Genomic DNA, 20,896 nt, shown 5'->3' with positions numbered 1-20,896 from the left:
TGATTTAATGGCGAGATTATCGACAGCTAGGACAAAATAGCAAGTTTTTTTTAACGCAGTTATCGATTAAAAACATATAAAGCCTCGCTGTTATATATTTATTTAGCAGTTATTGGCTGACTGCCAGCAGATTAAAATGAGTCACGGTCTAGACATGGCAAACGATAAAGCCAAATTAAACAACTAAAATTTTTGCTATAACATCAATTTAGGCCAAGCTTTAGCGTTATCATCAATCGTAACTTGTAGGTGAATTAATCCACCATAAGGAACATCAATATTAGCCATATGATTGACACCTGGTATCGGCAAACCCAATACTTTAGCCAAAATATACCGAATAACACCGCCATGACATATCACTAAGGTATTTCCTAATGGTTTTTGCTGATGTTTTGGCTTGTTTTTTAATTTATATTTTTGGCTATCCTCTTGTACCAGTTGTCGTAATAAATGATGCCAAAAACTATCAACGCGTTCAGTAAAGCTTGCCATGGTTTCACCGTTAGGTGGCTGACATTGCCACGGGTTTTGCCAAAAATCACCTAAGGTTGGCGCGTTGTTAACGGTAGCTATTTCCCCTTGCTGCTCCACCCCCTGCTCAGGTTGCCAAAGCGCTTGATAGCTTTTTCCGTCCCAGTCACCAAAGTCCATTTCTTGCAATTCAACTGAAATTTTTAATGGCAATTGATTTTGTTGGCAATATTGTTCAGCAAACTCTCGGCATCGTATAAGGGGAGAGCTATAGCAATTAACAATGTCAGATAAATTTTTCGTGGCGTTAACAAGCTGACTTTTACCCGTATTAGAAAGCGCAATGTCCGTTCGCCCACAGAGAATGCCTGTTTGAACTAATTCTCCGTGGCGTAATAAATAAACATTAAATACCGACAAGCCCTGCTCCTAATTATGCAAACTTCATTAAACAAATTGAAATTAAATCAATAACAACAGTCTATCAAATATAGTTATTGTATTAACACTAACTATTGAGCATTTAGAGCATAAATAACTAATCATTGCTGCTCAGTTTTTGATAAAGTAAAAAGCAGCTAGCCTAAATAAATTTAGTTTTAAGACATTTAGTTTTAAGACAAAGAAAAAATTACATCCATTGATATTGCTATTAACAATGACTACCGAGAGTCACAAGGAAAATGCATGACCCCTGTTCCTGAACCAAAATGGCCTGAGCGAATTATCTGCTTAACAGAAGAAACTACCGAAGCGCTTTATCTTATGGAAGAAGATCACCGTATTATTGGTATTTCGGCCTATACCATGCGCCCTGAACGGGCAAGAAAAGAAAAAACAAAAGTCAGTGCCTATATAACCGCAAGAACCGACAAAATATTATCGTTAAAACCAGATTTAGTTTTAGCATTTTCTGACATGCAAGCTGATATCGTCGCAGATTTGATCAAAGAAGGCATACAAGTCCACTGTTTTAATCATCGCAGTATCAGTGAAATATTGCAGATGATACGTACTTTGTCTGGCTTAATAGGACAACCGGAAAAAGGCGAAAAGCTTGTTACTGACATGCAAAACAATTTACGCAGAATTAAACAGCAAGCAGATAAACTTCCTGCTCGGCCAATGGTATATTTTGAAGAATGGTTTGACCCTATTATCACCGGTATTGGTTGGGTGAGTGAGTTAATAGAGATTGCTGGCGGAATCGATTGCTATCAAGAATTCTCCACACAGTCATTAGCAAAAAATCGCATTGTTGCAGATGCCAGTGATGTTATTACTAAAAATCCAGATATTTATATTGCCTCTTGGTGTGGACGTAAATTCGATAAAGAAAAAGTAACCTCGAGAGTCGGTTGGCAAGCCATAACAGCAATAAAAAATGATGATATCTATGAGATAAACTCTACTGATATTTTACAGCCAGGACCAGCAGCGTTGACTGATGGCGTTGAGCAACTCGCTAACATTATCCAGCAATGGGCTGAACACACATAATATGTTAATTTTTTTCCGTAATATCAATTCCCTAAAAGCTATGTTTTGTTTGCTTTTTTTCGTTTTCAGTAGCCAAAGTTTAAGTCAAGAACTTGATAAAGTGTCTATACAGCTAAACTGGTTTCATCAATTTCAATATGCCGGCTACTATGCCGCGAAAGAACAGGGTTTTTATAAAGAACACGGATTAGACGTAGAATTAAGAGAATTCAATGGTCCCGGTGTTATAACCGACTATGTCATTGACGGTAGAGCAGATTATGGCATAAGTGACTCAAGTTTAATCGTTGACAAAAATCAGGGCAAACCAGTCGTTATTGTCGCACAAATATTTCAACATTCGCCCACCACAATTGCGACACTGCGCTCTTCAGGCATTGCCAGTCCGTTCGACCTTATTGGCAAACGCATCATGGTGGATTATAAGTTTAAAAATTCGGCTTCAATAACGGCGATGCTTTTACAAGCAGAGCAAGATATATCAGCTTTCATTTGGCAAGAAAGATCAGGCAAACTTTCCGCGTTAACGGCAGACGAAACTGACGCCATTTTAATTTACAGTACGAATGAGCCATTCGAAATGGCCGAAAAAAACATTGATATTTTAACCATCAGTCCTCGAGACTACGGCATTGATTTTTATGGTGATAATTTATTTACCAGTGAATCAGAGGTTAAAAACAACCCTCAACGGGTGCAAGCTATTCGCCAAGCAACTATAAAAGGTTGGCAATATGCACTCAGCCATAAAACAGAAATAATTAAGTTAATTGAAGAAAAGTATAATAGCCAAGGTAAGACTCATAGCCACTTAGCTTTTGAAGCGGACGAAATTAGTAAAATAATATTAGCTAAATTTATTCCTCTTGGCTCAATTGCTCGTACCCGTATGGAAAAGATTAGTGAAATTTATCATCAACTTGAGATGATAGATTCGCCTTTTATACCCGATAATTTACTACTCGAAGATGCGCTAATAAATTTTTCTGCCAATAAGACTACTGATGACAGCAGCACTTCGCTGATCATTTTCATGGTGTTGTTATCGTTTTTATTAATTGCGATTACCTTGCTGTTGCCAAAATTAATTAGCCAGCAGCGCCTAGCTTCTTTTATGTCTTCGAGGAATTTTCCATTTATCGTACATTCGTTATCAATATTGAATGTAGCAATTATTTTTAGTGTTATTTATCTGACGCTACAAGACAATGAAAAAACGACTAAAGTTAATATGCAAAAAAATCTTGAGGTCGTTGTCGAAGCAACAAAAACACGCCTCAATGATTGGATTAGTGATCAAGAAAACTTATTAAAACAAATGGCTAAAGATGACAATCTGGTTAGCCTCACTAAAGCATTACTCTTTCAACCTGCGGCAAAAAACAGCCTGATTACATCTAGAGCAATGCAAAATATTCGTCAATATTTTCGCCAAAGCAGTATCGAAGGCCAAGACTTTTCCGTTATTAATCAAGACTTCATTAATATTGGCTCGAATAACAATGAAAACCTAGGTAAAAGTAGCTTAATCGCAGAGCAACACCCAGAAGTTATCGCCGCAGTTTTTTCGGGTGAAAGCCGCTTTGTACCAGCAATGAAGACTGATATTAAGCGCTTATTTGGCAATACCATTAACCCGATAGATCAATACAGTTTGTATATGATCACGCCAATACTAAATGACAACAATCACGTTATAGCGGCTTTAGCTGTGGGTATTAAACCCAGCGGTCAGCTGTCTAACATTATGCAACAAGGTCGTATTGGCCAAACAGGCGAAAGCTATTTAGTCAGCCAATTGGGACAAATGCTCTCAAAGAGTCGTTTTGAAACTGAATTATCATCGCTCAGTTACTTTCAAGCACACAGCAATAACAAACAACTTATTGTACTGAAAGATCCACAAATAAATGTCACTAAGCATCGAGTTATTCCTAATAATACTCAGCAACTCCCCTTGACACTTATGGCCAATCATCTGGTCAATAATGCGCGGGCAGATAACATTAGTCTGATCACTAACCAAAAAATTACCAGCAATGTCTTAGGTTATAACGATTATCGCGGAGTTAAAGTATTTGGCGCTTGGTTATGGGATAACCAGTACGGTTTTGGTATCGCAACAGAAATTGATGCCGATGAAGCGATGAAAGGGGTAGATTCTTTACGTAATAAACTGATGTTAATAGCTTTTATTACTTTACTATTAACTTTAACCTCGAACATTTTTACCATTACTGTTGGCCAACGCTCAACAAAATATATGCGCCGTTCGCAAGAAGAACTAGAAAAACAAGTGGCACATCGCACCGCTGAGCTTCACCAACGTGAACGGGCATTGTGGGAGTTATATGAACATGCGCCAGTCGCCTATGCCACCTTAGATGCACAAGGTATGTTTATTAAACACAACTGTGTATTCGCGCAAATGTTTAAGCGCCCACGCGAAACATTCACCTCATTAAATTGGCAAAATTTTGTTGCGCCTGCTCATTATGTACATCAAATATTTCATACTAAGTCGCACCTACTAGAGTATGAAATACCGGTTAACATAAGTGAGACACAAACGATTGACACTATGATGTCAGCCCTACCCGTTTATGACGAAAATGAAAAGTTAACCGAGGTACGATTAACCTTAATTGATGTTACGCAAAGAAATGCAGCCAAAGCACAGTTTGCCGCTTTAATGGAGTCAGCGCCTGACGCTATTTTAATGTTAGATAAGTACCGAGTTCACAATATTGTTAACTCGCAAGTATTGACCATGTTTGGCTACGACAAGTCAGAGATCATTGGACAGAAAATTGAACTCTTATTACCTGAAGAAGCAAAACTGCATATTTTTGAACACATATTGCATGAGTTGACACCAGAAAAGCAACTGCTTGAACTTACCGGCAAACGTAAAGATGGTAGTGAGTTCTCAGCTGAAGTAACGGTTAACGCGCTTGATATTCATAATGACCGTTTTATCGTCGCTATTATTCGAGATATTACCGATCGTAAACTTCACGATGCTGCGGTAGCTGAACACATTCTTTTCCAGCAGGCACTGGCTGACACCATTCCCTACCCTATATTTGTTAAAGACCCAAATTCAAAAATTACTAACGTGAATAGTGCTTATGAAGAAACGTTCAATGTAAAAAGAGCAGATGTTATCGGCAAAACGGTACTAGACCTAGAATACTTACCCTTAGCAGACCGTAAATCCTATCACGCGCAGGATCTTGAAATCATTGCTTCAATGGGTATGATACGCAAAGAAGTATCGATTGTTTACGCCGATGGGTTAGAGCATAACATTATGTATTGGGTAAAAAGCTTTGCCAAAGCAGATGGCAGTGCTGGTGGGTTGTTAGGTACATTTGTCGATATTAGTGAACAAAAAATGGCAGAGAAAACGCTCGTCCATGCTAAAGCTTTAGCCGAAGATGCGGTGAAAGCTAAATCTAATTTTTTAGCGAATATGTCTCATGAAATTCGAACGCCAATGAACGCTATTATTGGTATGTCGGCATTAGCATTGAAAACAAACTTAACACCTGAACAACAAAACCATATTACCAAGGTTAACCTAGCGGCTGAGTCGTTGCTCGGTATCGTTAACGATATTTTAGACTTTTCAAAAATTGAAGCGAATAAGCTCGAACTTGAATCTATCCCTTTTAGCTTAAATGATATTCTCGATAACCTCAGTAATATGTTAGTTGATAAACTTAACGAGAAACAAACTGCGCTAATTTTTGATGTTGAAAATAATGTCCCCCTCAATCTGATTGGAGATCCGCTACGCCTCAGTCAAATATTAACAAACCTTGGCAGTAATGCCGCTAAGTTTACTGAGCAAGGAAAAATTAAAGTACATGTGGCATGTATCAATAAACATGACGAACATGTGACCTTAAAATTTTCCGTTTGTGATACCGGTATAGGGATGAGTAAACCGCAACAAGAAAAACTCTTTCAATCATTCAGTCAGGCAGACTCGTCAACAACAAGAAAATATGGCGGAACAGGTTTAGGTTTAGCAATTTGCAAGCGCCTTGTTGAATTACTAGGTGGTGAAATCTGGCTCGAAAGCGAAGAAAATATTGGCAGTAACTTTCACTTCACCGTAAATTTTCAAAGCCAATCGATGAAGAGTATCAATGCTACAAGTGAAAATACAACCTCGATTAACGATTTAAACATTGCTTTAATATCCAATAATGAAGGGGCTAAGCCCACCGTTCTGAGAATTCTACAATCGTTTGGTTTTATGGTAGAGAACTTTACCTCGGCGGCACAAGCGCTGCCTGAATTAAAACAGCAAACTAAGGTTTTTGATGCCTTAATATTCGACATTAAACACAGCAACGACAATAAAAGCACTCAAGACATAGCATTAATTAGAGCTGCCCATGCTGAGTTACCCCTATTACATATTCTTGAAAGTAAGCAAGATAACGCTCCGCAAGTACTCGAAGACGGTGATAAGTATTCCATCATTGAGCAGCCAATAAACTCTTCTAATTTGCTTGACTGTTTATTGATAGCTTTAGGTCACGAACATTTGCGCAGTCGTAAATATAATTTATTTTCCCACGAATCAGTACCAGCAATAAATATACTGCAAGGGGCAAAAATATTATTGGTTGAAGACAATGAAATAAATCAGGAATTAGCGACTGAATTATTGACCAGCAACGGTATTGAAGTAGTCGTAACGAATAACGGCCAAGAAGCAATAGAACGTCTTAATCAGGAGCACTTTGACGGGGTATTAATGGATTGCCAAATGCCAATTAAAGATGGCTATTCCACCACGCGCGAGCTTCGTCAAAATCCACAGTTTATCGATTTACCCATTATCGCTATGACCGCCAACGTGATGGCCGGCGATCGTGAAAAAGCGCTAGCAGCGGGCATGAATGAACATATTGGTAAACCAATTAATCCGCCTGAATTATTTGTAAAATTGGCCCAATGGGTCGTTTTAAGCCATCCGGCTAATTTGACTCATTCAAGGACATTAACTGACGACTCAGCGCTACTATTTACCAATAAAAATAGCACAATCACTATGCCTGAATTTGACGGCATAGATAGAGAATCTGGCTTAGCGATAGCGCAAAATGATCATGAACTATATCAGCGCCTACTGCTTAAATTTAAAGACAATTACGCCGACGCAATGGCACCAATAGAAGCGGCATACGCCAGCAATAATTTTGCGGCTATTGAACAACTTGCTCATACCCTGAAAGGAGTAGCGGGTAACATTGGTGCTAAGCAGCTTTATGAGCTTTGCCAAGAGTTAGAAAGCAATGCTGCCCTGCAAGCTATTAAACCTGATATGTTAACACAGTGTCAGCTTGAACTCAGCCGTACTCAACAAGCATTAGCTGCGCTAAAACATCCTGAGCCAACGGATGTAGATTTCAATATTTCAACCTGCAAAAATCTGATTGCGCAATTAAAAGTTGACGTTGAAAACTATGATGTGGCGGCGATTGATACCATTCATGCATTATTATCAATGACCCAACAGCAAACATACCACCAGCAACTAAAAAACATTATGGCAAAAGTTGAAGTTTATGAGTTTGACGACGCGGCCAAACAACTAAAAGAAATTATAATTAAATAATCAGCCAGTAACACAGTAGCCATAAGCTGTTGATTTTTAATAACTGTCACTATAATGTCAGGTAAAAGTCGTAGTAAAACCTTATCTAATAATGAATAGTTCAATACGAGCAGCAACAAGGAGAAGTAAATGACCGTCCGAAAATTAAGGCTTAAAAGAGCATGGTCTCAGGAGCAATTAGCCCAGTTCAGTGGCTTAAATATAAGAACGATTCAACGCATTGAACGAGGTCAAAAAGCAGGTTTGGAATCATTAAAGTCTCTTGCCGCTGTTTTTGAAATTGAACTTGATGAATTACTGGAGGAGAAAAACATGGATAACTCAGACAAATACAGCGAAGAAGAAAATCGTGTTATTGAGCATGTGAGAGACATTAAAGGATTTTATAGTCACCTTATTAATTATGGCGTGGTAATGCTAGGTTTGTTTATCGTTAACTTTATTACTAGTCCTGATTATTATTGGGCTTGGTGGGCAGCATTTGGCTGGGGTATTGGGGTGATATCGCATGGGATCAGTGTATTTGAGGTATACAGCTTTTTTGGTGCTGACTGGGAAAAGAAACAAATTGAAAAGAGATTAGGAAAAAAGCTTTAACGCCCGCTAATCAAACCATCTCAAACCACTAAATAAGCATAAAAAAACATCTACCCAATGGGTAGATGTTTTTTTAATGGATATCGCTAAATTAACTTAACAGTGCTAATTCAGCGTTCTTCTTAGATTACTCAAGTCAGTAGCAAATCTATATAAAACAATTTTCTCACTGAGTATTCACCGCCTAATTATAGCGGCTCCGGATATAACGCTTCTAAAGTTAGGGTGACATCACTGTAATGACGCTCGCCGCGTAATCTTATATACCAAGTCCCTGAGGCGGGTAAATCCATCACACAGCTCTCTTCATTACCCGCTAACATTGGTCGGCAATCAAACTTCTGCGTATTAGGCTTTTTACCTTCTCTAACATATAAATCAACGTTACCTGCACCACCCGTAATTGTAGCGGTAAAGCTTACAGACGTTTCTGGTACCTGAAATTTAAAAGTGCTCCAGCGTGATTTTGTACCAAGGTCTGTATGCACTTCTTTCACTGAAATAAGTGGCGTTACACCTTCAATTTCAACTAACACTGGATCATGATCAGACGCGCGATAAGCCGTGCTGTCATACATGGTGACTAACTGCTCGTCACTTTTATATTCCACGTTGTAATCAAGAATTGTCGGTTCATCAGCATTGATATGCCATTCAGTTACATCAAGCACTTTGTCAGTCAAAGAAGCCGAAGCTAACGCATGATCTAAAGTACCTATTTCACCTTGATAAGCATAGCTATAGGCCATATCACCAATAAACTTTTGCGCTAGGTTAGTGTAGCCAGCATTTTCAATGGTACTGACCGGATCTTCTTTAGTATAAGCGTTTAAATCTCCGATGATTAAGATATCGTCATCAGCAATACCCGTAGGATAAGTCGATAACCATGCCGTTAACGCTTCTGCTGCTTGAACACGACGTAAGTTATAACAACCTTGACCATCAAGTTTATCTTCGTTCTCAACACCACCGCTACTTGAACAACCTTTAGATCGGAAATGGTTAATCGCTACCGTTAAGCGCTCACCCGTTTCAGTGGCTCTAAAAGACTGAACCATAGGTGGACGATTATGATATTCAAATGGAAAGCCAGTTAAATAAGCTGTGGTACCAAACTCCGTTACCGCTTTATCGTTATAGATCATGGCAACTTTAATGGCATCACCACCTAGCAGTTCAATGCCAGTAGCTGGATCAGCAGAAATATTAGGATTAACAAAACTGTAGTGTACATTCGCAGGGGCAACTAAGTTTAGCCCGTGGACCAAATCTTGAATGGCACTGTGCTCTCCAAAACCGTCATTCTCCATTTCAAGTAAACCAATAATATCAGCATCCATTTTGGTAATAGCATCAATTATTTTACTGCGTTGACGGTCAAACTCTTCAGAACTATCTGCGCCTCTTGAAGTTGGAAATCCACCACCTAAGCCGTCGCCATTAAAGTAATTTAATACGTTAAAACTAGCTATTCGCAGGTTGCCGGTAACTAGCTCAGGTGCTTCAGTTCTTAAATTAGCACTATCAAAAGTCGGAGCTTCGACAGGAATAATTCGATAATTACCAAAACTATAATCAACCAAACCAGTTAACGATGTTACCGTATCTCCAGCACGTAACGTATTGGCTGCTGATAAACCGTTAGTCGGGTAAATAATGTTTTCAGGATTTGAACCATTGATACCATCATCAAGCGTGACTTTATTCAGGGCATTTCTAGCTGCTAATGCGCTATATTCAACAGTGCCTGGAAGATGCATATTTGTTGGCACATATAAACGACCATTTGATAAAGCAACTTCACCATAACGACCTAGATTATAGTTGTCAGTAACCGTTAACGTTCCTGAGATAGTAACTAACATACCTTCGATGCTTTCACGTGCTTCACTTGAGCTAAAAGGTAAACTTAAATTACTGGCTAATACACTATCAGCACCACAAATTAACGTCGCTTCTGATTGATTGATTTGTGTTTTTCCGTAACTTTCTGATATTTTACCAATAACCCTAACGACACTATTTACTGCAGGGAATTCTGTACCAGTAGTTGCAACAAAAATACCTTCTGATGTTAGTGGGTCGGCATCTTGGTCAATGGCTTCTTCTTGCATAAAGAAGCCGTTTAGCGCAGGAAAACTACCTGTTACAACCCCTTCAATAATATGACTTTCGCCAACAAATGGTGAAGAAAACCCTGCACCTTGTACAGCACTAATTAAGGTTGTTGGATCGGCACATTCACCAATTAAACTAATGGGCTCTCCAGCACCATTACTTGTATGGGCACCAATATAGTCAAAAGTATCCTTAGCATAACCATCCCACTCTAGCGCAGGGTCAAAAGCATCATCAACAACAGTATCACCCATTGTGATTGTGCTTTTACGCACTAAGGTATTATCTTTTGTACTTTGTAAATCACTTCCCCATTGCGAGCCAGGGTCTTCACCAACACGACCAATTGAATCGATCACAACATTATTTTTATATAAAACATAAGCGTCATCGCCATTATGGCTAACATTGTTAGATGTTTGGTTAGCAACATCGAGAATTGCTGTGGCAGCGCCTGAATTAGCAATAACATAAACACTATTGCCAGCAATAACACCATCAAGGTCAATCATAACGGCGTCAATACTGCCATTACTAAACCGGCCTAATTGATAATTACCTGCACTCAAATCTATCGCATTAGGACCTGGGTTATAAAACTCTAAAGCTTTATTTAAACTACCACCTTCAATGTACTCAGAAATAAAAATTTCAGGATTAACAACAACATGTTGACCTATATCTGAAAATTCATCCTTACCAAAGCCTGTCCACTGTTGTGATGGTTCAAATGTATCATTGATAACGGTATCACCACTGACAACATTGCTGTTACGACGTAAAGTATTGTCTTTGGTGCTATAAGTTTCACTACCCCAAGCTGAGCCTGGGTCTTCACCGACAAGACCGAAAGAGTCGACTACTTCATTATTTTTATACAGCACGTAAGCATCATCACCATTATGGCTCAGTGAACCACTTTCTTGGTCTGCAAGTGCTAGCAAGTCCGTTGAAGCTCTTGTATTGACAAGAACAAATGTACCATTGGCAGCGACGATACCATCCAAGTTGATCATTGATGCGGTTGTGCCACCGTTACTAAAACGGCCTAATTGATAATTTTCAGCGGCTAAATCTATGTCAGTATTTGAGGCATTAAAAAGCTCGATGGCTTTGTTGTAACTGCTACCTTCAACATATTCAGAAATAAACAAAGCACTTGAAGATGAAGGTGCGCCTGTATCACCGCCACCAGTATCGCCGCCACCAGTATCGCCGCCACCGGTATCGCCACCGCCAGTATCACCGCCGCCTGTGTCACCTGTACCCGCACAAGCATCAGCACTAAATAGTAGATTTACCCACTCAGGATGATCAACAAAGGGGTTGCGGTTACCTTGATATTCATAAATGCGGTTATGTCTGTTTTGCTCTGTAGCATCAACAGGGTCTGCTGCATGCCATTCAAGTAGTCGACATAAACGACCAATTTCACTGTCGCCAACCGACGTTAAACGGTCAACAACGCGTAAATCAGGTGTTGCGTCTGAGCCTTCATAACGCGTGTCCATATAAAAAACCATACGGGCAACATCACCTTTTACTGAATCTCTAGGCTCGAAAGAGTCATTATCAACTCTATTTTCCGGCGCTTCTGACAAAGGTGAATCGCTGTTATCAAAGTCTAAATTGCCGCGCGACGAATTCACTGAAATATCAGTAGGACGTAAATGATGAATATCAGTATAGGCTTCTAAACTTGAAGCTGAAAAACCATGACTTTTTGGCCAAACATGTTCTCGGTTCCAGTTATCTTGGTTTGTACTTTGAGAACCGCTACCATTTGACATTTTAGGTAATGAAATTCCGCTATAAAGCAAAATTACATTGGCGGTATTAGAGGGATCTTCATCGGTTTGCGTTAAGGCCGACCACACTTCTGAATAGGATAAATTCTTGTGGTTTTGGCTGATAGCGTTAGTTATTTTGGTTTTTATTTCGCTTGCAGGCAAATTACTATTGATAGCCGCAAAAGCATCAGCGTAGTAATTTCCATCGTTAAAATTGGTTGCATCGGCAACTTTATCTAATGGCGGGCAGTTAAAACAAGCATCCGCAATATCACTAGCTTGAGCTAGTGACGCACAGAAATAAGCAAATATTATGGGGGACTTTAGCTTCATTATTATTATTCCTATTAGTAGTCTTTTACATAGTATTTCATGATTAAATGTCAAAAGTATTACAGCCCTTTACAGCGTTACACATCTAATCAATTTCATCTGTATTAAGTCTAAAATATCTCACAACATAACCATTTGGTCAAATTTTAATCTGCCATTATAAAAATATTGCTCAATATAGAGCCTACAGACAATGATATTAATATACCTCTGCATTACAGCCCTAATTACCTGACCATTTGTACAGTATTAATTTGAGTTGAAATATTCTAAATTTCAAAAAATTTAACCTAAGCTGGGGATGGTATATGCGGGTTTTTAAACAGAGCTATAAATCAGGAATAATTTACTTGGGTAGTAGCAAGAAAGCCATGAATGGGTTCAACTGAACTGCATAAGTTATGAGGTAACTTATCCGCGTAAGCTATAGGTGTACGTTGTACGTGTGAGTTAAGTCCAGAAATGTATGCGGAATTTAAAAGTGGCTTTCACGTAATGAGTGTAGATAAATAATGTTTACACGCCGCTATGATAACAGCACATAAACATATTGCCATGAGCTTTAGCTACAAACTAATGGCTTTCAATGATGGTAGGAATTGTAGTGAAAGGCTTGATACCAAACTCTGGGTAAACTTCGCTAGGGAAATAAATCACACCGTTTTTTGATACCATAGACACTGTTTTTATCGCGCCAAGGTCTGATATTGGATTACCCGGTACTAAGAAGAAATCTGCAAGCTTACCCACTTCAATACTGCCCAGCTGTTCACCATAACCTAAATAATTAGCCATATCATATGAGCCTCTACGCAGTACTTCAGCATTAGACAATCCTATTTTTTTAAACAGCTCTAACTCTCTGTGTAGTGCAAATGCACCACCTAAATCGGTACCGGGTACAAGGAATATTCCTTTTTTATGCATCATTGCGAGGGTGGAAATTATTTTATCAAAAGCCAATCGATAAGCTTTATCTTCTTGCGGATCAGCAACATTTAATAAGGCAACTTTTGCACTTCTTTGCACACCAACCGGCATGTTGTCGATATAATCTCTTGTGCCAATGCGAGTTTCACCATTTCTAGCCGTTAAGCCAAATTCATGAATAACCATAGTGGGGTCAACAGCAATATTTTTTGCCACCATAGTGTTTAAGGTACTCTGTACTTTATCGCTATTAAGGTCTAAATCGACAAAGCGTTTCATGCCAGTGATCCGATAAAGTGTGCGGGTATCTTCTTCTCTATCTAGCACCCAGCTGAGCATAGCTTGGTTTATGTGAGTTATTTCGTCATAACCTGCAGCGATCATTTCATCAACGGTAGAAAACGCCGGTATATGCCCGGTCACACGCATACCGTATTTTTTCGCCGCTTTTGCCATTGCAGGAACCCAGTCACCGTTAACGGAGCTGTAAATCTTTATTTGAAAGTAACCGCCTTTTTCACCATACATATTCACTAAGTCTACCGCTTCCTGTTCAGTTGAAGCCATTTCACCCGTTGCATTTGAAAAATCACTTTGTCCTTCAATAAAGCCGCTTTTTGTAATACGTGGGCCAATAATTCGATTACTTTCTATTTTGTCTATTAAAGGATCGAGTACCGCTATTTCGTTACCCATATCTCTTACTGATGTTACACCTGCCATTACATTCAGTAAGGCATCGTTATCGCTCATGTGGCCATGCATTTCATATAGACCAGGAATTAATGTGCCGCCATTACCTTCAATCAGCGTTTCGCTATTTATAGCGTTATCAACCACTGGCTCGATAGCCGTGATCTTGTTTTTTTCAATCAGCACAGATTTAGGGGTCGTTAACTGCATGCTTACAGGATCAAATATTCTGACATTATTAATACGTACTGGAGTGTTAAATTGATGTGTGGCTTTCTTTGCTATTTTTTCAAAGCGACTCGCGTTTAAATTGGCCGCTAAATTGCTCAAAACTTTGTTATGCTTTTCTAAACCCTCGCGAATAACGACAAAGCGTGGAGACAAATAGCCCAACATATGGTGGTTGTCATCAAGTGCAATATAGCTAGGGTCAAGTTCAATCCCATTGATGGCATAAATAGTGGCCTTGACCAAAGTATTGTTTACGTCTTTCAGCTCAATTTGTTCAACTTGGGTAAGGGTTAACTCACCAGACGGAAGTGCCGATAAAGAATGATTAGATTGTTCTAGCAAAGCTTTAGCGTATATATAAAGCGCATACGGACTTGCATTTTGTGCGATGTAGATTGCCTTGTTGTTAAATTTTGCGTTACCGCTTTCAGCTGAACTCTGCCAATTCGCCATATTGCCTTGCACGCCAAATTGTTCATCAACCTCATTACCGAATACGGTTTTCCCGGTAATGTGCCAAGCAATGGGTAACCCTGTCTCTGATAAGGTTAGAGTTTCTTTGCTGCTTGCACCACGACCATTATTACTAAATGAAAAATCAATATTAATATTTTTAGCATTGCGCTTAACTACCATTTTGCCAACGTCGGTTTCACCGAAAATAACGCTAAATTTTTCTTGCTCAGGTAGCGCAGATTTGGCTATTCCTTCTGAGCTATGATGCTGCCCAGAGCAACCTAAAGTTGTAATAAACACGATACCAAAAACAAATAGTTGCACAGTTTTGAGCTGAATTTTCATGGTAATTCCTTTTATTATTATAATGAGATATTACGAAGAATAGCCGCTGCAAATGCCCTGCGCAACTTAAGGGGTTAAAACGCAATAAATTACAGAAAATAAAACCAACTTTCCGCCTTGCTGTTTTATTATTTGATTACTTTAACGAATGTCGTATGGGCTAAAACTTGTCGAGTAATTGATGATACATCATACCCATTGCGAGTAATGGTGAACGCAGGTGCTTACCACCAGGAAAAGTAAAATGTTTCACTTTTGCAAAGTGATTAATTAACTCAGACTCACCATTAATAGCTTCAGCAAGTATTTTTCCAGCTACATGCGTAATGTTTACTCCATGGCCTGAATACGCTTGGGCGTAATATATATTTTTATCTAAACGGCCAATCTGTGGCAATCGATTAGCACCAATACCTATCATTCCTCCCCATTGATAATCGATTTTAATGCCGGCTAATTCTGGAAAAGCTTTCAGCATTTTAGGGGTTAACGTTGCGGCTATATCTTTAGGATCTCGACCTGAATAATTACAAAGACCACCAAATAGCAGACGCTTATCAGCAGATAAACGAAAATAGTCTAAATCGATTTTTTGGTCACATACCGCGTGGTTATTGGGCAATAACTTTTTATAAACTGTTTCATCCAGTGGCTCTGTAGCTATTATGTAGCTACCTGCGGGTAATACTTTATGTGCTATTTTAGGGGCAAGATCTCCTAAATAAGCATTACCTGCAAGAATAAGCTTTTTAGCTTGTACTTCACCCTTTGCAGTTTTTATAACAATAGTTTCACCGGCCGTAAATTTTTCTACCTTAGAGTCTTCAAATATTTTTACGCCCATTGAACTTGCAGCTTGCGCTTCACCTCGACAAAGGTTGAGCGGGTGTAAGTGTCCACTCCCCATATCGATTAAGCCACCAATATAAGCATCTGAGCCTATCACTTGTTTCTTCAGCTCAGCTTTATCTAATAATTCAATAGGGTGTGGATATTGATAACGATTCAAGTGTGCCACTTCAGCTTCGAGCGACTTCATGTGTTTTTCACGCGTAGCAAGGTCGCAATAGCCCATAGTGAGATCACAATCTATTTTGTATTTATTGATACGGTCGATAACAATTTGGTTCGCATTGAGTCCTAGTTGAGTGATGGTATCAACACCGTGTTGGCCGATGGTTTTTCTAAAGCCCTCTATATTTTGGCCTAGACCTCGAATAATTTGACCACCATTTCGGCCAGAAGCGCCCCAACCAATTTTATGTGACTCAAGCACAACAACCTTGTAACCACGTTCGGCTAACTCAATTGCGCTTGAAATACCACTAAACCCTCCCCCGATAATGCACACATCAGCATTTATGCTATCTTGAAGGCTTGGATAATCTTGTTGATATTTTAAAGAAGAAAAGTAATAAGAATCCGCATGGTTAGGTGTATGAACTTTAGTCATCGATAATTGCTCTTATTATTAAATAAAATTTAAGTTACGAGCGCCCACAAAAACAAACACCTCGTAAAATATAATTAACAACTTAACTCAACTAATGACTTAAGCCAAGTTCTCGTTATATAATTCAGAAAAATATATTCAAAATAATAGTTTGAATCTCAAAGGAAATTAAATGGATGTAGGCAAAAGACTTAAGTCTATTAGATTAATCAGAAATATGTCTCAACGTGAACTAGCGAAAAGAGCGGGTGTCACCAATAGTACAATTTCAATGATTGAAAAAAATAGCGTAAGCCCATCTATTAGCTCGCTGAAAAAAGTGTTGAACGGCATTCCTATTTCGTTAGTTGAATTTTTCACAGAAGATAATGATGGGGAAGAAATTCAACAAGTAGTTTATACCTCTGATGAATTAATGGATATTGGCTCAGGCGATGTGCATATGCATTTAGTCGGTAAATCTTTCCCGAAAAGACAAATGACTTTTTTAGTTGAAACCTACCCTGAAAATGCGGATACAGGCACTGAAATGCTGCAAAACGATGCCGAAGAAGGCGGTTATATTTTAGAAGGCAAAATTGAGCTTACCGTTGGCACCGATGTATTTATTTTAAATGCTAACGACAGTTATTATTTCGATAATAATAAACCTCATCGCTTTAGAAACCCTTTTAGTGAAGTATGTAAAATTATTAGCGCAACAACACCAGCTAATTTTTAATTATGTTAATAAGGTTGAAATACCCTTAACCCCCAATATTTAAGGTATTTAATTTTTCATGGCTTACTTAATCCCTTTCGTCATTTTATCTAACCTTAATTCCCTTTTTCCTGCTTAGCATTTTCAATTGTCTCTAGTTGATTTAAAGGTCATGCGGTGTATTGAATCTAATTGCTCATAGATAATTCAAGAACAATGGCACATCAAGCCACATAACAGAACTAATTGTTATCGCGACTTTATTTTAGACTTTTTAAAGACTCACCAAATATATTAAGGTGAGAATAAAGTAACAGGTAAATAGCTTGATGCGATTTAACATCGTTAGACCAAGTTTAGCTAAGCAACTCGATGCCTCATATTCGTCATATGTACCACTTAATTAATAACAAAACGCTTTAGCAATATGAAATATCACTAAGGCGTTTTTTGAGAGAATTAACCTGATGTTAGCGCTATAGCTTGATCACTCTTCTTCTTTGCGGCTTCTTGAAACTGTAAAATAAAACTATAAAGTACAGGTAAAACCAGTAAATTTAGTATCAATACAGTTAACATACCGCCAAGCATAGGCGCAGCAATTCGGTGAGTTACATCAGAGCCAGTTGAAGAGCTAAGCATTATAGGAATTAACCCTGCCATCGTAGAAATTGCCGTCATAGCAATAGGCCTTACTCGCTTAGAGGTTGCAGACAATACGGCATCTTTAATTTCAATCACTGATAAAGGTTCACTCGCATCTGCACGACGCTTAGCGATCTCAGTATCAATAAAGCTTAACACCAATACACCAATTTCTGCTGCCATACCAGCTAAAGCAATAAAACCAACAGCGACACCAACCGACATATTATAATTGTTGAGATATACCAACCAAATTCCCCCCACTAAGGCAAATGGCATCGACATCATCACCACCAGAGGTTCAATGACATTACGAAAATTTAAATACAAGAGTAAAAATATGATGAACAAAGTAGCGGGTGCAACAATACTTAAACGTTGCGCAGCACGCTCCATATATTCAAACTGTCCGGACCAAGTTACGGTATAGCCTGAAGGAATAACTACTTGCTCTGCCAATACTTTTTTAGCATCACGCACAAATCCGCCAATATCAGAACTTGAAATATCGACATAAATCCATGCGTTAGGACGAGCATCCTCACTTTTAATAACGGGCGCACCACGTCGATACACCACGTCGGCAACCATAGCCATAGGTATTTGAGTGCCTGTTGGTGTTGAAATAAGCACGCGTTTAAGCGACTCTAAATCATCTCTTAGCTCTCTGGGATAACGTAAATTAACCGGATATCGCTCTAACCCCTCAACCGTTTCAGTTATATTCATGCCGCCAATGGCACTTTGAATTACATCTTGTACTGCACCTACGGTTAAACCATAACGTGCTGCTTTTTCACGGTCGACATCAAAATCTAAATAATAGCCACCAATGGTTCTGTCACCAAAAGCAGAGGTTGTTTCAGGTAAGCCTTTCATGGCTTGTTCTATATCTTGCGATATTTTCTGTAGAACAACTAAATCAGGTCCAGAGACTTTAATTCCTATGGGTGTTTTTATGCCCGTTGAGAGCATATCAATACGCGTTTTAATCGGCATAGTCCATGCGTTTGCTACACCAGGAAAGTTTATCGCTTTATCCATTTCAGCCATAATGTTAGCTGTTGTTTTTGTGGGATCTGGCCATTCCTCTTTGGGTTTCAATCGAATAGTTGTTTCAATCATAGATAAGGGTGCTGCATCTGTAGCTGACTCAGCACGACCCACTTTACCAAAAACATGATGAACTTCAGGAAAAGTTTTTAATATTTTATCGCTTTGTTGTAAAAATTCTTTCGCTTTAGTGATAGAGATACCAGGAAATAACGTTGGCATATAGAGAATATCGCCTTCATCCAATGGCGGCATAAATTCACTACCTAGTTGTGAATAAGGATAGTAAGTCACTGCAAGCAATGAAACAGCCAAGACCATTGTGAGGCCTCGAAACTTCATCAAGAATGTTAATGTGGGCTTGTGTAGTTTATGGAGTAGACGATTTACTGGATTTTTATGCTCTGGCATAATATTACCACGCAGAAAATATCCCATCATCACGGGTACTAATGTTACCGCCAGTATCGCTGATGCTGCCATTGCGTAGGTTGCCGTAAAAGCTAATGGGCTAAATAGACGACCTTCTTGGGCTTGCATAGTAAAAATAGGAAGAAAAGATACCGTTATCACCAATAGAGAGAAAAATAATGCCGGCCCGACTTCTCGGCTACTATCACCTATGACTTTCCAACGTTCATCATTAGTAAGATCCTGCCCTTTTTCTTCACGTGCTTTTGCTAAACAGGTATGGGCATTTTCTACCATAACGATAGCACCATCGACCATTGTTCCAATCGTGATAGCAATACCACCTAATGACATAATATTGGCATTTAAGCCTTGAAATCTCATAACAATAAATGCCATTAATATGCCTAAGGGCAGAGTGATGATGGCAACAAAAGCCGAGCGAGCATGCAATAAAAATAAAATCACCACTAAGCTGACAATAACAAGTTCTTGTAACAATGAGGTATTTAAACTATCAACAGCGCGTTCTATTAAGTCACCTCTGTCATATACAGGCACTATTTCCACACCTTCAGGTAGACCCGCTTTAAGCTCCTCAAGTTTGGCACGCACCGCCTGAATAGTAGCTAAGGCATTCTCACCAAAGCGCATGATGACAACACCACCCGCCACTTCACCTTCGCCATTAAGATCTATCACTCCACGTCGTAACTCCGGACCTATGTGAACATGAGCAACATCTTTTAATCTCACGGGCGTACCATCTTGGCTTACGGATACAGGAATAGCATTGAGATCGTCAATAGATTTAATATAGCCTTTACTTCGTACCATATATTCTGTTTCAGCCATCTCAATTAAGCGACCACCAACATCTTTATTTGACGCTTTAATTGCCATTTTTACTTTGTTTAACGGTATGTTGTAACGCACGAGTGCATTCGGGTCGACTTCAACTTGGTATTGCTTAACAAAACCGCCCATAGAGGCCACTTCAGCAACGCCATCAACTGTCTGCAAGGGATAGCGTAAGTACCAGTCTTGTATTGAACGTAATTGTGCTAAGTCATGTTTGCCAGTTTTATCCACTAAAGCATATTCATAAACCCAACCAACACCCGTTGCATCAGGCCCTAAAGTGGGAGTAATACCTTGTGGTAATCGACCACTCACGTAATTTAAAGACTCTAATACCCTCGATCTTGCCCAATACATGTCAGTATTATCTTCAAAAATAATATAAACAAATGACATACCAAAAAAAGAATAACCTCGCACTACTTTCGTTTTTGGCACAGCAAGCATTGAAGTAGTTAATGGATAAGTGACTTGGTCTTCAACAACTTGCGGTGATTGCCCTGGGAACTTAGTAAAAACAATCACCTGCACATCAGACAAATCAGGTATCGCATCTAACGGGGTGTTCTTATAAGCAAACAAACCCACTAAAGTAATAATTAACGCCGCTAAAATGACCATAAAACGGTCTTTTAAGGAGGCTGAAATAATGGCTTCAATCATTG

General features: G+C 39.0%; 9 protein-coding genes. 4 read left to right on the top strand and 5 right to left on the bottom strand.

What is annotated here, in order from left to right; genetic code table 11:
- Positions 1-195: 195 nt before the first annotated feature.
- On the bottom strand, positions 196-894 hold the full coding sequence (locus B5D82_RS14010; RefSeq protein WP_081152379.1) for a histidine phosphatase family protein: 699 nt from the start codon (positions 892-894) through the stop codon (positions 196-198).
- 267 nt (positions 895-1,161) lie between these two features.
- On the opposite strand from B5D82_RS14010, the gene B5D82_RS14005 reads away from it, so the two are divergent.
- The 3 genes from B5D82_RS14005 to B5D82_RS13995 all read left to right on the top strand — a co-directional run bounded on the left by B5D82_RS14005 (position 1,162) and on the right by B5D82_RS13995 (position 8,209).
- Entirely contained in the window at positions 1,162-1,974 is an 813-nt protein-coding gene (locus B5D82_RS14005; protein ID WP_081152377.1) for a cobalamin-binding protein, read from the top strand.
- Between the two features lie 100 nt (positions 1,975-2,074).
- Positions 2,075-7,612: an ABC transporter substrate-binding protein gene (locus B5D82_RS14000; protein ID WP_172820649.1), complete on the top strand. Its 5,538-nt coding sequence runs from the start codon at positions 2,075-2,077 to the stop codon at positions 7,610-7,612.
- Between the two features lie 129 nt (positions 7,613-7,741).
- Positions 7,742-8,209 (top strand): 2TM domain-containing protein, encoded by a 468-nt coding sequence (locus B5D82_RS13995; RefSeq protein ID WP_081152374.1) that lies wholly within the window; start codon positions 7,742-7,744, stop codon positions 8,207-8,209.
- Positions 8,210-8,397: 188 nt separating this feature from the next.
- Here B5D82_RS13995 and B5D82_RS13990 read toward each other — a convergent pair whose 3' ends face one another.
- From B5D82_RS13990 to B5D82_RS13980, 3 genes are all read right to left on the bottom strand, one after another.
- On the bottom strand, positions 8,398-12,453 hold the full coding sequence (locus tag B5D82_RS13990) for an ExeM/NucH family extracellular endonuclease (RefSeq protein ID WP_081152373.1): 4,056 nt from the start codon (positions 12,451-12,453) through the stop codon (positions 8,398-8,400).
- 573 nt (positions 12,454-13,026) lie between these two features.
- Complete coding sequence (locus tag B5D82_RS13985) at positions 13,027-15,108, bottom strand: amidohydrolase family protein (protein WP_081152371.1); 2,082 nt, start codon at positions 15,106-15,108, stop codon at positions 13,027-13,029.
- Between the two features lie 160 nt (positions 15,109-15,268).
- Positions 15,269-16,561: an NAD(P)/FAD-dependent oxidoreductase gene (locus B5D82_RS13980; protein ID WP_081152370.1), complete on the bottom strand. Its 1,293-nt coding sequence runs from the start codon at positions 16,559-16,561 to the stop codon at positions 15,269-15,271.
- A 172-nt stretch (positions 16,562-16,733) separates the two neighbouring features.
- Here B5D82_RS13980 and B5D82_RS13975 point away from each other — a divergent pair, with 172 nt between their 5' ends.
- Complete coding sequence (locus B5D82_RS13975) at positions 16,734-17,282, top strand: cupin domain-containing protein (protein WP_081152368.1); 549 nt, start codon at positions 16,734-16,736, stop codon at positions 17,280-17,282.
- Positions 17,283-17,720: 438 nt separating this feature from the next.
- Here B5D82_RS13975 and B5D82_RS13970 read toward each other — a convergent pair whose 3' ends face one another.
- Positions 17,721-20,894 carry an efflux RND transporter permease subunit gene (locus tag B5D82_RS13970; protein ID WP_081152367.1) on the bottom strand — a complete coding sequence of 1,058 codons (3,174 nt, stop codon included), beginning with the start codon at positions 20,892-20,894 and terminating at the stop codon, positions 17,721-17,723.
- Between the last annotated feature and the right edge of the window lie 2 nt (positions 20,895-20,896).

This window comes from Cognaticolwellia beringensis (assembly GCF_002076895.1).
GTDB lineage: Bacteria > Pseudomonadota > Gammaproteobacteria > Enterobacterales > Alteromonadaceae > Cognaticolwellia > Cognaticolwellia beringensis.
Note: the sequence above shows the minus strand (reverse complement) of the source record. Positions and strands in the feature narration are given on the sequence as shown.

Bases quoted from the DNA above. Each gene is read 5' to 3' on its own strand.
- B5D82_RS14005 (WP_081152377.1), top strand. From the start codon at position 1,162: ATGACCCCTGTTCCTGAACCAAAATGGCCTGAGCGAATTATCTGCTTA.
- B5D82_RS13995 (WP_081152374.1), top strand. From the start codon at position 7,742: ATGACCGTCCGAAAATTAAGGCTTAAAAGAGCATGGTCTCAGGAGCAA.
- B5D82_RS13990 (WP_081152373.1), bottom strand. From the start codon at position 12,453: ATGAAGCTAAAGTCCCCCATAATATTTGCTTATTTCTGTGCGTCACTA.
- B5D82_RS13985 (WP_081152371.1), bottom strand. From the start codon at position 15,108: ATGAAAATTCAGCTCAAAACTGTGCAACTATTTGTTTTTGGTATCGTG.
- B5D82_RS13980 (WP_081152370.1), bottom strand. From the start codon at position 16,561: ATGACTAAAGTTCATACACCTAACCATGCGGATTCTTATTACTTTTCT.
- B5D82_RS13975 (WP_081152368.1), top strand. From the start codon at position 16,734: ATGGATGTAGGCAAAAGACTTAAGTCTATTAGATTAATCAGAAATATG.
- B5D82_RS13970 (WP_081152367.1), bottom strand. From the start codon at position 20,894: ATGATTGAAGCCATTATTTCAGCCTCCTTAAAAGACCGTTTTATGGTC.